The sequence below is a fragment of the Geitlerinema sp. PCC 9228 genome, from assembly GCF_001870905.1.
In the GTDB taxonomy this organism is placed as follows: Bacteria; Cyanobacteriota; Cyanobacteriia; order Cyanobacteriales; family PCC-9228; genus PCC-9228.
The window spans coordinates 1-16,457 of sequence record NZ_LNDC01000064.1 but is presented as its reverse complement, the minus strand read 5'-3'; the positions used below and the strand labels follow the sequence as shown (position 1 = coordinate 16,457).

6 protein-coding genes and 1 pseudogene are annotated in these 16,457 nt (G+C 50.7%); 1 reads left to right on the top strand and 6 read right to left on the bottom strand.

All coding sequences use genetic code 11. The features are described from left to right. Window positions 1-427: 427 nt before the first annotated feature. The 4 genes from AS151_RS04995 to AS151_RS04980 all read right to left on the bottom strand — a co-directional run bounded on the left by AS151_RS04995 (window position 428) and on the right by AS151_RS04980 (window position 14,960). Window positions 428-5,845, bottom strand: a complete 5,418-nt coding sequence (locus AS151_RS04995) for a DEAD/DEAH box helicase (protein WP_071515950.1) — start codon at window positions 5,843-5,845, stop codon at window positions 428-430. Further along, on the bottom strand, window positions 5,842-7,980 hold the full coding sequence (locus AS151_RS04990; RefSeq protein WP_071515949.1) for a 3'-5' exonuclease: 2,139 nt from the start codon (window positions 7,978-7,980) through the stop codon (window positions 5,842-5,844). The genes AS151_RS04995 and AS151_RS04990 overlap by 4 nt, the downstream gene beginning before the upstream one ends. A 202-nt stretch (window positions 7,981-8,182) precedes the next feature. Next, the gene (locus AS151_RS04985; RefSeq protein WP_170861323.1) at window positions 8,183-12,061 is read right to left on the bottom strand and encodes an N-6 DNA methylase; all 3,879 of its coding nucleotides are present in this window, start codon (window positions 12,059-12,061) and stop codon (window positions 8,183-8,185) included. 97 nt (window positions 12,062-12,158) lie between these two features. Then, a complete protein-coding gene (locus AS151_RS04980) occupies window positions 12,159-14,960 on the bottom strand; it encodes a helicase-related protein (protein WP_211517531.1) in 2,802 nt (933 codons plus the stop codon). Between AS151_RS04980 and AS151_RS22480 the strand changes: the two genes are divergently transcribed. Beyond that, complete coding sequence (locus AS151_RS22480) at window positions 14,948-15,106, top strand: hypothetical protein (protein WP_211517530.1); 159 nt, start codon at window positions 14,948-14,950, stop codon at window positions 15,104-15,106. The two genes, AS151_RS04980 and AS151_RS22480, sit on opposite strands and share 13 nt — an antisense overlap. 518 nt (window positions 15,107-15,624) lie before the next feature. Here AS151_RS22480 and AS151_RS04975 read toward each other — a convergent pair. Continuing rightward, window positions 15,625-16,131 carry a hypothetical protein gene (locus tag AS151_RS04975; RefSeq protein ID WP_071515947.1) on the bottom strand — a complete coding sequence of 169 codons (507 nt, stop codon included), beginning with the start codon at window positions 16,129-16,131 and terminating at the stop codon, window positions 15,625-15,627. 78 nt (window positions 16,132-16,209) lie between these two features. Next, a pseudogene (locus AS151_RS23210) lies at window positions 16,210-16,448 on the bottom strand (PH domain-containing protein); the annotation flags it as partial. Window positions 16,449-16,457: the final 9 nt, after the last annotated feature.

Genomic DNA, 16,457 nt, shown 5'->3' with positions numbered 1-16,457 from the left:
GATTTCAGTACTCTTTAACAAATATAAAACTTCTAATATCGGGAAGGTGTACTGATAACGTCGGAACTTCCTTACTCGGAGTGCCATGTATTGTATTTGATTTCTAACGGAGTCTCTCAAAGGGAGTCTCCAAGTTCGCGATTAGTCTGTTATTATACTGTCCCATTGTCAGATCTGTCAATTCGCATCCTCCGACTCTCAAACGATTGTAAATCACAGGGAAACAAGCTTATACCATTTCTGAAAAACCATAATTTTCTGGAATTTAATTTCCCTGGTAGGGGCGCTCACGCGTTGCGCCCCTACAAAAATGCCTCTATTATCTCTTGCAGATTATTAAGGAAATGGTATTAGAAGGAAGTGGTTGCCGGCGCGATCGCAAAGCGTCTCGGAACCAGAATCGCTTTTTTAGGATTTTAGAAACGAGTTACCCCACATAAGCAGCTAACTCATCGAGTCGCGATCGCCAATCTTCATCGTGACGCAAAACAAAAACGTGATATCTCGTGTTGTACTCCAAATCATCGCGTTTGGCTTGGTCTTTTTGGCGCTGTTCCGTACGATCGTGGACCGAACCGTCGCAGAATACAGCTACCTTTGCCTTTTTATAAAGAAAATCCGGTTTGCACTGCGCTTCGGGAATTAATTCCTGGGCAGTGTCGGGGAGTTTGATGCCCCGTCGGTACAGTTCGTCGAGAACATCTGCCTCCAGAGGGGAATTGGGGTCGATTTGGGAACGTAGTTTCTGATAATGTTCGTCGCGGGAAAGATCCTCCTGATGGCGTTGTAGGGTACTGGTTTGGAGTTGTTCGAGGAACGTACGTACCAAATAGCGATCGAGTAAGGGATGGTCGAACTGATTGCTGTAAGATAGCAAACATTTGTAACAGGCGCGAGCGCAACCTTCTTGTTCTGGCTGACCTTCTTGTTGGAAGTGGCTAATCTCCAGGGCTGTATCGGCTAGTCTTTGAAATGCCTTGGGATTTTCCAGAATTCGCGAGAGAACGCCAGCCCCTCCTTCGGATGCTTCCCAGAACAGCAGGTAATTGCCTTCCCCTAGTCGTTCGGAGAGCAGTTCGTTTTCCTCTAGTTTGTAAACGGTTTGGATGGCACGTTCGATCGCGTGTTGAAAGGTGGCGAGGTAGGCTTGGGCGTTTTCGTCGGGCAACTCGGCTAGTTCGACCAGCATGACGTTGCAAGTGTCGGACACCATTAAGTTGACTTCGGTTTGCAAGTTTTCGGGGAGTTTGGTGTTATTTCCTGCTTTGTTGCCCCACCACTCGCCGGTGTCGAGATCGAGTTTGAAACCTTGTTCGTTGGCTCGTCGCAGACCGCGATTGACGCGCCAAAGTTCGGCCGTTTCGCCGTAGGTGAGCTGCAGCAGTTTTTTTCCTTGCGAGTCGGTTACTGTGGCTAGCTCTTGTTTCCCTTCAGCAAAGCGAAAGTGGGTGGTGATGTTGTAGCCGTGTTTGAGCCGTTCTTCTTCATCGCAAGTAATTCGCTTGTAACGGCGGGTACTGAGGCTTTCCAGAGTAAATAGACGGTTGAGTTTGGCGGGGTTGCCGTTGCTATCAGTGGTAATTCGCGCTCCGCAATGCTCGCAGGTATCGCGACTGATGCCATCGCCGGCGTGGAAATAGCCGCAATTGGCGCAGAGGGCAGCGCGTTGGTAATCCGGTCCCCCGACAGGTAGTTTGGTTTTATTAACTTGATATGTAGAGCCCTCGTAGTAGACGATATTATTGGGGGCCAGTTCTCGAATGGCAACCACTTTGGGACGGGCGAGGAACGCGCTTTTGTCGCCGGCGCGAATGTAGGCTCGGACGGGCAAGCGGGGAAAGTTGAATCCAGGGAGAAATCCTTCGGAAGCCAGGTAGCGGTAAGGATAAAATGCAAAGTCAGTTCTGCCACTGCGGTCTTCTTGCCCTACCAGTAGAGCGCGCTGTCTTTCGGCTTCTTGTCTTAAGTCTTCGGCATTGTCTCGCTCTTTTTTGGAAACGCCACCACTGGCGGCGCGATCGATCGTAGAGCGGGCTTTTTGGAGTTGAGTAACGGCATCGTGATATAAGTTCCGCCAGCGATCGCAAGCTTGGTCAAATTGATTCAGAGCGTTCTCCAGAGTTTGCCGCAACCATGATTCGGACCCCCAACTAGTACGTTGCAAATCTTGTTGGCAAAAGCGATCGCTAAGAATGGAGCGCGCAGCTTGGACGCATTCTTCCAGCTTTTCGGGGGATAAGGTTAGCTGTTGTTGGATGCTCTCTTTGAGGGGGTAGCCTTCGCAATCGAGGTCCAGGATTTCGTTCATCGAGCGCCCCAAATCCGCACCTGTCCAAGCCAGCCAGAGCGAGTGTAGGTGAGAGATGACCATGTCTTGGTTGGCAAGTTCCAGTTTCGGCGGGAACACCACCCCGGCAACCATTTGCTCTTGGCGCTGGTAAAAGTATTGGTCGTGGCCGCTGCTAGCGGAAGCATAGGAAATCACCAGGGCTTCGCTGCCCCCACGTCCGGCGCGTCCGCTACGTTGGGCGTAGTTGGCAGGGGAAGGGGGAACGTTGCGCAGGTGAACTACGTTTAAGTCGGAAATATCAATACCTAGCTCCATGGTGGGAGAGCAAAACAGGGCGGAAAGCTGACCCCGGCGAAATCGATCTTCTCGCTCTTGACGATCGTAATTGCTTACTTGACCTGTATGTTCGCGTCCTTCCAAACTGGAAATGGAGAAAGCCTGGTGTTGGTAAAAATCTTTAAAAAAGCGATTGACCGGCAGTTCCGGTTCTTCCGATCCTTGCAGGCGTTTGGAAGTGAGAGGGTCGGCAGCGATGGTATCGGCATTGCTGACTTTCCATTTAATAGAAGTGACGCACAATTGGACTTTGTTGTCTTGGTTCTTCCGTCGCAAAAATCCCGAAGTATGCAAAACTTCCACCAATGCTTCGATGAGATCGTTGTATTCTGTCTTGGATAGCGGTTGTGGCAACCAAGGCCAGGCACGCTCCGATCGCAGAAACTTACCAACTTTACTGCTAACGGTGAGCTTCACTTCTGCCGGAGTGCGACGATTGTTTTGCTGGCCGCTGCGTAAGCTAGCATATTTGGCTTGTTGGAGGGTTTCGGCAGAATCGATTTGCCAGACATCCACCAGAGTTTGTTCCACCCGTTTTCTTAACTTATCTATCTCATCTTTTTGTAGCGACTTGGCATCGATCGCTAGTTCTTTTCGCAATTGGTCCAGCAACACTTTGGCAGCTTGGTAGCGTTGGGAAGACGTTGCTTGTAGCAAAATGGGATGCTGGCGATCGCGCCATGGTTGGGGATTTTGGCAAATTTCCCAAAGCCCCTCGTACTCAATTTCCAGCAACCCACACTGTTCTAAATTGGGTTGGACAATACGCCAGCCCCGGCGCAAGTCTTCGTAGAGGCGGTACTCTACCAAATCCCGAAAGGTTTCCTCATTGCGCAATCGCGCTTTACCGTAACTGACCGGTTGCTGGGCATAGGATTCTTGAGACAATCCCATGCGTTCTACGACAGCGACGGCAAGATTATCGTGGGTGAGTTCTCCTTCTTGCTGCAATGCCCGGTATAGGGCAGCTCTCAAAAAACTGGTGCGCGTGAAGTCGTTAAAATGTCCTGCTTGTAGGGAAGCATCCTGGCGATTGTCGGTGAAGCTGAGAATTTTGTTGGCTTCCTGGGCGATCGCACCTCGCTTGCTAGCATTGCGCAGGCGGCTGACTGTGGACAAGCACAACAAGGTGGTGGCAGTGCTGCGTCCTTCGCTGCTGAGGCGAGAAAGTTTGCTATATTCGCTCGATCGGGAATCGTGAACAACACCACAGTTAAGACAAGTCAGGAAGGGTTGGGGAACAAACCATCCATCAATCCCCTTCTCAGGGTCGCTTTCCGAACTGCTGGCAATGTTGCCGTTGGGATAGACGTGCAATGATTGGGGAATGTAGCGCTTGTAATCTTTTTTGACTCTTCTACCGTAGCGTTTGGTGTCGTTGAACCAGTTATCCGGCAAGCGGTTAATGTCTTCCTCCGGTTCCCAAAGCCCCGGTTCGTCGAGGGTGAAATATCCCTGTTGGACATCTTCGCCATCTATTTGAGTTTCCACATCGTTGGGAAGCAGCGGTGTGAGGGTGTTTTGCTCTCGGTTGTAGCGCACCAGATAGTAGTCCTGACCGCACTCGCGGCAGAATTTCAACGGGTAGAGCAGCCGATCGCCGCTGGTGGCATACTGACCTTCCAAAGTAAGAGAACGATTGTCTCTGGATTCCAGGGTGGCGTAGACGCTGCCGCCTTGGGAAATAAATTGGTGCAGTCGAAACGCGATCGCGCCAGTTTGGCTGCCCCACAGAAAGACTGCCTCTAGAGTCTCGCGACAGGTTTCTCGATCGACCCCTGTTTCTTCAGCCAGTTGTTGTGCCCCTTGGGAAATGGAAATTGGCTGGCGGCGGACCAAGCGATCGCCTTCTCGGACAAGCCCAAAATTATTTTCGATCCAGGCTGCTAGGGGATGTTGTAAAAAAGCTTCCTTGGTGCGTTCGGCTTGTGGTGGTAAGCCTTCGGTCAGGCTGGCGTGCAGTTCTGCCACATCTGGTTCCGGACGAGCGATCGCGCGTTCCAAAGTTTCGTCGATGGTATTGTGTGTGGGCACTTCCACCCCGAACAGTTGGCTGGCTACCCCGGCCACAGTTTGGCGGCGGTCTTCCCGACTGCCTTCGGTAGCCATGGTGGCAGAAGTACCGATACACAGGAGATTGTCGTTTTGGCACCGTTCGCGGAGCTTGCGCACCACCATAGCCACATCCGCCCCCTGACGGCCGCGATAGGTATGCAGCTCATCTAGAACCAGGAATTTCAAGTTGGGGGACGATACGAGTTTTTTCTCGTAGGCAGTACGAGACAGCATGAGTTCCAGCATCACGTAATTGGTCAGCAAAACGTGAGGCGGATGGTTTTGAATGGCGCTTTTTTGCTCCAAACTTTCTTGTCCGGTATACTGTTCCACGCGGATGTGGCTGTTGGAAACTTTGCTGAGATATTTTTCAAATTCTTCTTTTTGGGAATTAATCAGGGCATTCATGGGATAAACCAGAATCGCCCGCACGCCTTCTATCTGCGGATTTCTCAATAAATCATCAAAAATAGGCACCACATAAGCCATGCTTTTACCAGACCCAGTTCCCGTAGTAAGGACGTAGGACTCGCCACGATTGGCTGCCAGAAAGGCTTCCTCTTGGTGGCGATAGAAGCGAAATTCGGGAAAGTAGCGCCGGCAGTCGGGGTGCAAAATGCCGCGCTTGATGAGTTCGTCAGTGCTACTTCCCTGTTGGTAAGCGAGGTTGATTTGCACCAGGGGGTCGCGCCAGAGCTGGCCTCGCCCTAGTTCTTCATCTACAAAGTTTTTGACGCGGTTGTCACGAATGGTGAGAAAGCTTTCAATATAGCGGCGGTAGTCGTCGATGACTTCATCGCGCAGGCGGAAAATGTCCAGCGGGGCGCGGCTGTTGTCGGTTTGGAAGGGGGTTGGCTGGGATCGATTGTCGGTGGTTTCTTCGCTGGTGGTCGTGGTGGATGCCCTGCTGTGGCGTTGGTTCACGCGATCGCAAATTTGTTCGGCCAGTTGTTCGCTCATGCTTGCCGGGTCGATGACTTCCCCCAGTTGCGCGAAATCCCAGTCTTCGGGAATCTCGGAAAAAAGCGCGTCGAGTTGGGATTCGGTGAGGGATTCAACATCGCTGCAGTCGAGGTGGGTGGCTTGCAAGGCTAAAAGTTGGCTGGTCGCCGCGATCGCTTGTTCGCCTTTGGCAATGAGGTCTTTTAATTGCATGGTATTCATAGAACTTGCTGGTGCCAAAAAGGAGCTTTCAAAGAACGGACAAAAGGAGAGGGATGCTGGTGAGAACCGCTGACCATCAAAGCACGCATGGCTCGCGTACAGCCGACAAACAGCAGGCGGCGCTGTTCGTTCAAAACGGTTTCTTCTTCGCTGCCGGGGAGGTCTTCATCGAGGTGCGGCAACTGTCCCGCTTCCAGTCCCACCACCGCCACAAAGGGAAATTCCAATCCCTTCGCCGAGTGCAGGGTCAGCACTTTGATGTGGGAGGCTTCCAAATCGATTTCGCGGCTGGAAACGTGCTTGGCAGCCAGTCCCAAGTGAGATAATTGTTTGGCGATCGCTTTGGCAGTCTGATTGTCGGGACACAAAACCGCTCCACCATGTAAGGGCAAGCGATAAGTTTTGGCGGCGGTTACGAGAAAATCCCGGATGAAGTCAATCTGTCGATCGCGATCGTCGGTTAAAAGTAAGGTAGGCGGGTCACCTTGGTGGGAAGAAGGCGCTTCGGCTTCGCTCACCGCAGGCGCTTCGGCTTCGCTCACTGCAAGCGGTTCTTGGTCGCTTTCCGAGTTGCCGGCGTTGGTTCCTGCCAGGATTAGCTGGCTGGCATCGAGAATTTGTCGGGTGTTGCGGTGGTTGCGTTTTAGGGAAATGGTGCGTCCGGTGACTTTGAGGTGGGCGTGAACTTGTTTCCAGCTAAAGCCGCGATGGTAGATGGATTGGGAAGCGTCGGCGGTGAGGTATACGCCCCGAAAATCGGGAACCAGAGACAGCAAAAAACGCAAAGCCACGGGAGTGAGGTCTTGGGCTTCGTCAACCACCAATCCCCGGTAGGGTGGCTCATTTTGTTGGGCTACATCCAGGGCATTTTGTCGCAACTGTCCCCAAGAGAGCAAACCGTCAGCCGCCAAGCGATCGCGCCAGGTTTCGTAAACGGCCCAGATGGCCTCGCGAATGCTGCTTTTCAGGGGCATCCCGCGCCCGCGACGGTCGAAATCCAGATAGGCTTGGCAGGTGGTGAGTCCCCAAGCTTCGATAACATCTTCAAATTCCGACAGCAGGTAAGCAGCCCCCAACTGTTGCAGGTTTTGCCGGCGAACTTGGCGGTCGAAAGCATTTTTGGCAGGGATGGCAGTGGTTTCCAGGGCGGCTTCCAGGTATTCCCAAGCTTGTGGCTGTTTGATAAATTTGGGTTTTCTCCATCGACGGACATGGTATTGGTATGTGAGGGAGTCTACCGTGGTGACGGTTACGCCGGCTGCCTCTAGCGATCGCCCCAAAAGCTGTTCCAAAAGCTGCCGCGAATAAGTGACCAGGGCGTTGGTGTAGGTGGTAAACAGCAGGGGACGGTAGCCCAATTCTAGAAGTTTTTGGACGCGATAGATAGCTAGGGTAGATTTGCCAGTACCGGGACCGCCTTTCACCAAAATTGGACCCTCGCGACCGAAATCCAGCACTTTTTCTTGTTCCGGGTCCAGTTTTAGCAAAAAAGCACTCAAGTCCCCTTCAAAGAAGCGTTCCAGGTCTTCGGGGTATGGGAGGCGATACTCGGGTTGGGTTTCGATTTGTTCGATGGGGCGGGGGAAAAGATTGTCCAGAATGCGGGCAGTATAACGTTCCGGGATGGACAGTTCCAGCAACTCGTCGGCGTTGGTGACTTGCTGGATAGTTTCCCAGTATTCCTGGGGGATTTGCCAGCGTTGCAGGCATTCGGTGGTGAGTTCCATGGGGAGGGGTTCGCCTTGGCTGCTGGTAGGAAAGCTGGTGGTTTGGGCAGGTGTTTCGGTTATGTTGGACGCAGGTGTTTCGGTTATGTTGGATGCTAGGGGTTCGGGGGAGGTTTCGGGAACGGTGGTGTCGGGGAGTTCGGTGTTGTAGGTGCGATCGCTGCGCGGACGGACGCTGAGCAATTTTACCCAGCCGTTGCCGAAGGTATAGAACAGGCGATAATCGCCGATGCGGACGCGATAGACGTTGTTTTGATAGTTTTTCAGTTTTTTGGCATCACCCCGGGCGGAAATGGGGTCTTTTTCTAAGGTTTTGACGGTTTTTTGGATGCGTTTGCTGACCTTGTGGGGCAGGTTCAGCAGTTCGTTGAGGAAGGTATCGGTGACGGAAACGGTCCAGCTTGCCATGCTTTTTGCTTTCTCCCAGGGGATAGTGAGTCATTTTATCGCTAGAATTTTAGATTTTCAATCGAGGATAGACTGGGGTAAGGATGGTTTGTTTCTGGGAAATTGGGGAAAGGATGCCATTTTGTCTGCTCCCAAGTTGCTCTTTAGGGTTATGTTTCCTCAATTGAATCAATAAATAACGGATGTTTGTGGGCATGGGAGACTAAAAGCCTTGCATATCCCAGGCGGCGAGAACCAATCGGCGGGTACGATACTCACCATAGCGTTTTATTTCGTTGTCTTTGAGGACACGGAAGGTTTCGCTGGGGAAGTCTTCGCCATGAACGTCTTTGGGATCGAGGATATAGCGGAGTTCGTCGCGGGTGAGTCCATAAAGTTTGGCGTATTTAGCATCCAGTTCGGCGCGGAGTTTTGCACGTCTTTGTTCGTCCCAGATAAAGGGTTCGCCGTCGTATCCCATATCTTTTGCGAAGGGTTGCATATCCCAAGCGGTATATACGAGTTCGAGGACGCGGCTGCTGATAAATTCGATGTCTTCCTGGCTGTAAGCTTCTGGGGGAAGAATGGGGAGTTGGCGCATGGTGAAAAATTTTAGATGGGTTCCGCCAACTTTTTGACGAGCTACAAAATCAAGAACTATACTGTTTAAGTTAGCTAACAAACAGGAAATAGATTTTAAGCTTTGTACTTGAGGAAGCATCAATAAAACAGTATCTCCACAACCTGCTATGGGAATCAGAGACGAAATCACTGTTCTTTCGTCTGAGGATCTACAAATATCTCTCCATCCCAATAACCATTTTTGATTCCATTTATCGGTTATTCGATTCTCTACTTCTTTTTTCTCGATCCAGTAACGTGGCGTGATTGTATAATTAGGGTCTTGATATTTTTCTAAAGGAACTTCTGCTAAACCACGTCCTGTTGTTCTAGCTTGTATTGCATAATCACCCCAACGATGATTAAAATGATGAAACATTTTAGCTTCATAGAGGGGGACACGATTTTTGCTAGCTTCAGGTTTAAACAAATCACTATCATTGGACATATCAAACATACGCATAAAAGAAATGCCCCAAGGATTTTGTCCTTTACTCTCGTTTTCGAGAACTGGTACCCGCTGGTAAATTTGTTTGGTAATTTCAGCATCCGCACTGGTACGAAATACGGGACAAGTGAGAGTATTCGGATTCATTAATTTTATTTCATCAGGAGTTAGTGTAAAGTACCTATCTTCTCGATTAAGTTGATTAATATCTCTTATGTAAAAGCAAAAAGTGGGATTAGATTGAGGAAGGTTTTTACCGTTAATAGTTAATATGCAAAATTTCACTACATTAGCTACAGCAGGAAAAATAAATTCTTCATTTTCAAAGCCAGTAACTTTATTAAGTGTGTGATTTTCGATCAAATCTTCAAAAAATTTCTTTGTAGTGTCATCAGAGACAATTCCAGTGGGAACAATAATTCCTGCCCTTCCTTTCTTTCCCACTAAATTACGATCGGTTTCTGCAAACACCGCATACGTATTGATATCGCCTTTGCTGGTCAAAGGAAAACGACCCGACTCGCGCACAAACTTGCCCTGCGCCTCTGCAAACTGCTTCGCCTCTTCCCATTCCTGTGCCAACTTGGGATTGGTCTGCGGCAATCGCTCGATTAACTTTTTCCGCGCTGCACTATTTTTTGCCTTAGCAATTTCTGCATCCCGAGACGCAAAAAATTCCTTCTCCTGCAACTTAATCCGTTCCCACGGCGGATTTCCCATAACGCAATCAAATCCCCCATCTTCAAAAACTTCCGGAAACTCCAACGGCCAGTGAAAGAAATTTTTCTCCTCTGCCAGCTTATTTGCTTCCTCAACTACTTCTCCCGTCATGCGGTCTTCGCGCAAAACCCGGTTTAATGCTGCCGTTGTCGGTAACCACTGCAAATTCTGCTCCGTCAGCGGCATAAAAAACGCCGCCGTCCATAAATTACAAGCGGAATTATCGCGCCACCATCCTTTTTCCTCACGGCTTTGCCGATACTTCGCCTGCTTCTGGCGTACTTGGTCTGCACTGGTTTCCTCAATCTCATCCAGTTCCCGAAACGCTTCCGTATATTGCTCCCTTTCCACAGCCAATTCCTCAAATTCCAGGGAAAGCTGCCCGATTTCCGCATCCCCGCGCTCTCCCTTGTTGCGCTTTTTCAGCAAATTTGCCGTTTTCTTCTCATCTCCCGTCACTGGCTTGTATGCCTTATCCGGAATTCCCTCGTGCAAACAATCCAAATCCAATACCCCCACCAACGAATTTCCGCAGCGGATGCGATGGTCGAGAAATGTCAGCGGATAGCCGCGATAAAATCCTTCAATCCACAACGCCACTTTGCACAAATCCACCGCCAGGGGATTCATATCCACCCCGTAAATGCAATGCTGAATTGCTTGGCGCGTTGCCTGCCGTACCGCATCCGGTCCTGGATGGCTTTCCCCAGTTTGAATTTGTGCCAGTTCCTTGCCAATCCGTCGTGCCGCTGCCAGCAAAAAATGCCCAGAACCGCAAGCCGGGTCGCAAACTTTTAACTCCAACAACGCCGTTTCTTGCTCTTGGCGGGTGGTTTTTCCCTGCAATTTCTGTGCGATAACCGGTTCCAAAGCACTTTTGACCAGTTGTCCCACCAACTCCGGTGGCGTATAATAGGAACCTGTCGATTTGCGATCGCCGCCAGCCACCAAACGAAACTCGTAAAATCCTTGATTCTGCTCGATTTGCGGGCGAAAATCCAACAAACTTTCGTAAATACTGCCCAACTCTTCCACATCCAAAGCGCCGTAGTTCACCCGCCGCATCCGTTTGTCTTGTTCGTAAAGAGACAGATGGCGAATGGCAAGGGATAAGTCGTGATTGTCGATGGCGCAAGTATCCAAATTTTCCAAAGTTCCTTCACCGAACAAATCCCCATTCAACGGCGATAGGTTCAAAAGTTCCCCGCGCCAGTTTTCGTCGAACAAGGCAAAGGTCACCCGCAACCCCTGCCACAGGTCTTGGAAGCCTTCCCGCCGGTAAGTAGGACGTTCCGCCAGCGCCCGCAACCGTTCCATGCTGTAATATTCCCGATAGATACGGGCTTTTTCGGCTGGCGATGAGTGCAGTTGACGCTCATTTTCGCTAGCGAACAAAAGTTCCCGCGACTCGGCTACCATCAAAAAGAGCAAACGATAAATCAATCGCAGCAACTGGCGGTAGTAGTTTTCGGGGGTAAGTTCTCCCGTTTCCACTTGTTCGCGCAACTTGTGGTTGTCACGACGCTGCAAAAACCCGGTTCCCAGGGTAACCAAAGCCGCTTCTACATTATTGCGCAAGCGATCGCGAATCCGTCCCCCTTGCTGGCGGGCTTCCTGGTGGTAATACTCCAGCAAACACTCGTCAGCATCGTCCATTTCCGACGGCAACCGGGAACGGTGGAACAGGCGGAAAAACAAGCCAAACTCGGCAAAGTTCTCACCTTCGAGAATCTGTTCCAAATCGAACTCGATATAGGTCAGCCGGGTCATCAACGACGAATCCCGCAGCAGCCGCCAGCGCAACCCATTGGTCGCGATCGCCCACAGATGTTCGGTACGATTGAGATATTCTTGCACCAACCCGTGTGCCGACAGTCTGGGAGTACCGCTGGGGGGACGTTTTTCCAAATCCACCCGCGCCCCCACAATGTGAACCGGTGGTTTCTCTTCTCCAGGTTCCGCACGATGGGAAATGGCGTAGGTTTGCCCTTCCACCACCGCTGCTTTTGGCTGGTATTTCGGCTGATATCCCAACAGTTCCAACAGGGGAATTGCCCAATACTCCCGGGTCAAACTCGTTGCCGTCTCTCCTTCTGGCAGCCGCGCCAACCGCCGCCGAAACGCATCCCAATACGCCCGGGCATCGCCCCATGCCGTGGCAATTTCATCCGCTAGCTTGTCAGATTTCTGCAAGCCAAAATCTTCCGGGGATTGCCCTTTGATGTCCCCTTCCAGCAACTGTTCGGTCATGTCGGGGGCAATTAAGTTGCCTTCGATTTGTACGCCCGTGAGGTTTGTGGTAACTGCACTCATAGTTCTAAATGCTTCCGCCAATGGACAACGTCAATACATAAAATGGGAAATTTGTCAAGAAAACGATTCTCTTTCACCAGACGCGACGCGAACGGAATCACTCGGGGACAAATTGGCAAATCCCTAAAATATCCATGGGCAACTGGGGCATTACCTTGACTGCCCCTTCCTTGGTCATGGTCCGTACCCGCCGATGGGAGTCTTTCAGGGCTTGGGCGCGATCGTTAGCCCACGCATCCAAATGGGAGGACAATTCCTCCAAACGTCCCAACAATCGTTCGATGCGCGCCTGTTTCTGGGCTAGGGGCAAATCCTCCGTCGGTTCTGCTGTTTCCAACAATTCCCGCGCCTGTTCTACTGACAGCCATTGGGGGTTTGAGGGCGGTCCGCTAAAACCCAACGTCAGGCATTCCTCCGCCAGCAATTGTTCTTCGCGACGATACGGTTGCAGCAAATACCGCGATCGCACCAACAAAACCACCACCGGGTAACTAACAGCATCCGTCACCGTCACCCCGCAGCGGGCAGCCACCGCTTCTCGTGGATTTTTCAACGCCTCTTCCAACAGATGCCGCGCCAACCCTTCCACCAAAGGATGGTTGCGCCCCACAGGTTCTACCCCTTCCGGCGCTGGCGACTCAAAAGAAAGCGATCGCGGCTGGTTCCCCAAAACCGGTTCTAAAACCCACAGAACGTGGGGCAGATACCACGCCTTGTTCTTCTTCACCAAAGACGCATTCAACCGTTCCAAAGCCTCGCGGGTAAAGCGTTCTACCTCTTGCTGGCTGCCCAAAACCGCATCCGACTCCTGCAACTCCCGCTTCACTTCTTCCGGCTTGATGGTGCGCTGGGCAAATCGGGTACGGTTGTGCTGTTCCCGTTGCACAGCATGGTCCCAACGCCGGCGTACTTCCGTTACCGGAGAATCGCCATCTTCCAACAAATCCAGCAACGAAAGCTGTTGGGCTGAGCTAGCGCGCTCGAATAAGGACTGGAACAACGCTTCCGAAACCGCTTCGTTGTCCATGGGAACGGGAACGGCTATTCCCAAAGCTTTATGAATATTTTTTGCCTTGCGCAGCAACACATCCAACACCGCGCCATCCACGGGATTGTCTTGACCGTACAGCAAAACACACTTCACCGTGGGCGCTACTTGCCCGTAGCGATCGACCCTGCCTTCCCGCTGTTCCAGGCGATTGGGGTTCCAGGGCAAATCGTAGTGAATCACGGCAGTAAAATGCTCTTGCAAGTTCAGCCCTTCGCTGAGGCAGTCGGTAGCCACCAACACCCGCCGGCGATACTTCAGCAACTCTTCCAGGCGCGCTTCCCGTTCGTCTTCGGAAAGTTCCCCAGTAATACCGATAACCCGGGCGCTGTCGCGTTTTTTCTTTTCTAATTGTTCTGCCAAAGCACTGGTAACGTAATTGGCAGTGGCAACGTAGCGACACCAAATAATCGGCGTAAATTCATCATCCAGCAAGTTTTTTACCAAAGCGATCGCTTTTTGCAATTTAGCATCTTTTTTCCCCTGCAATTGCTGGGCAGTTTTGGCAAATTCCCGGAGTTTGCGCTTGTCTGTTTCCTTATAAGACCGTTGGGCGCGATCGACCACCACTTTTGGCGTGGCATCGATAACTTGTTCGCGTTCGGTGGGGTCATCGGTGTACGCCGCTGCCAATTCTTCGTCCAGTTCTTCCGCTACTTCCTCGCTATCGGCAATTTGGCTGGCTTTGCGGGTCAGGGTAGCAACAGCGGCTGCCGGAGAAGACATAACGCAGCGGATAATGGCCAGCGCCGACCAATATCGCCCTCTCTGTTGGGCTGTGCCAATATCCTGGTTTTGGTGGTCTACCACCAACCCCCGCGCAAATTCGTATACTTTATCGAACAGTTGGCGGTATTCTTGGGAGAGGCGGTAGGATTCTTCTAAGGAATCTCGTTGGGGAAAGGGCGTTTCATCTCCCAACCACTGTTGGACATCGGCGCGGCGACGCTGGACAAAATGTTTTGCCAATTGGGCGCGATCGCTTTCGCTGAGATTATCCAGGTCCAACTGCTCGAATTGGGGATTGATAAGCCCCACCAACGACAAAAACGAGGTTTCAATACCGCTGTGGGGCGTTGCCGTCAGCAAAATCAAATGGCGATCGCTTTTGGCGGCTACTTGTTCTACTAGTTGGTGGCGCTGCTGCTGGGAACCACCGCTGCTACCTGTGGTTTGTGGTGCGTTGCTGCGAATTGCACAAGTGTGAGCTTCGTCTACAATAACCAAATCCGGACAATGGGCGAGAAAACTGGCCCGCCGGCGATCGCTTTTGGCATAGTCGAGACTAACGATAATGTGGCGGTAGTAGCCAAAAACGTGATGGTCGCCGGAGGGAAGCGATCGTTCCAACTTAGAAACCGTTCCCGAACGAACCACCACCGCATCAATATGAAACTTCTCCCGCAATTCCCGCTGCCACTGGTCGCACAGACGGGGCGGACACAAAACTGCCAACCGCTTCACTTCCGCGCGATCGAGCAACTCCCGGGCAATCAACCCCGCTTCAATGGTTTTGCCAATCCCCACATCGTCCGCAATTAACAACCGCGCCGTCTCCAACCGCAGCGCCATCAACAACGGTACTAGCTGGTACGGTCGAGGTCGCAGCGACAGTCGCCCCAAACAACGAAACGGACCCGCGCCGCTACGCAAACTCAACCGCGCCGCATCCATCAGCAACCGCGCTGCCGTATGGTCTTGAACCGCTTCTGCCGTTGGTAGGGGAAATTCGGCTGGTTCGATATTCTCCAACTCTCCCAGCAAGGGACGATAAACGCCGCGCGTCTGTTCTTCGTCACCGCTAAGGGGGCGCAGGCGAATCAAATCGGGATTATCGGATGGCAAAACCACCCAGTGGCGCTGGCGACAGCGAACCACCGAACCGGGAGTTGGATTTGGTTTGTCGGTTGTTGCGGATTTGGTCATGGTTGGGGATTTTGATTTTTGCCGCCGAAAGCGAACTAGAAGCGTTCAACGCTAGCGATCGCTTTTTATAGATGAAACGGACATCATCAACACGAAGGTCAATGGTTGTCCGGTGATTTGGTTAGTCAAGGGCTAACTTCTAAAAACTTTGCTGTGCCCGGTTATTGTACCGCCCAATTTTCTAAAATGTCAATTGAATCTCTTTTGTACAAGGTTTGCTCAATCATCTAGAAGTCTTTCCCCAGGATCGTCTACTAGATTTTTCAAGTAACTTATCCAGTCTCCATCTTGCTGGATGCTGCAACCATCCCAAAATATTGCCTACTGTCAGTTCTATATCCGCCGCAAACACCGGAACTGGCAATGGCAAGCTGGCTGTTTCTTGCTAGAATAATTGCGACCGAGGTTCAATCGCGATGGTCCGAAGCATCCTACCATTGGTGAAATCGGTGGTCCGGTTTCTTGGGAGAAGCGATCGCCATTATATCGGCGATCGCTCGCTGGAAAAAATCCCCACCATAAAATGCGTCACCATAAGCAAGCGCTCGCGAAAACAAATTTTCTGGCCCCAGGTGGAATGTCTTGGTTGTTATCCAAGATTAAAATACTCTTGGAGTGATGTTGTTATAAATGAGGCTTCCTGTTCTTTATCAAGTTCTATCAGTTTGGTTTTCTTGGAAGAACCAGTATCAACATAAATCACATAGCAAGTTCTTTTTCCTCCCTGCCCAGTATTTCTAGTTTCTTTTTTATATAAAAGCTGCTGTAGTCTTGAGACTTCAAACTTCTTGTCACCAAACCAAGAAAGTGGCTGGGAAGATACGATCGATTTCTCTTGACTGGCAGTAATATAAGTCCAATTGACCCATTTAGCGATCGCGTAGTAAGTTAGAACGATTCCTGCTACTACAAATATTAGCAAAGTTAATCCTATATCACTTATTGTTGAGAATAATATAATATCCCAAACAAACGTAAATACAGTAATAATTATCGTACCGAAATCAAACCATTTAATGGCAATAGTTATCTCATTACCGGTGCGATCGAGCCGGATTCTATCAGGAGGAGTTGCACTGTGGAAGTTATTCGTCATTTTTCCATGTCATCTCAACAACAATAAGTTTTCCAGTCTAAACCGAACGAGGGAAATAGGAGCTTTTTTTCAATAAAAATGGGAAATAGAATAAGCTTTATAAGGATAGCGCGACAGAAGAATCTTTTTGCTAACGGCGCCCGAACCATCTAAATGAATAAAAGCAAAGTTGGTAAAACAATATTCATCTGCTTTAGATTTAATGAGAAAGTGAATAGTTTCGCCTTCTTCATGCAAAATATACTTGGGAGCTTCTGGGCGATAACTTTCCCCAAATCGCTTAATCCCAGGGCATCGGCGGCAATTTTTCCAAACATGGCTCGAGC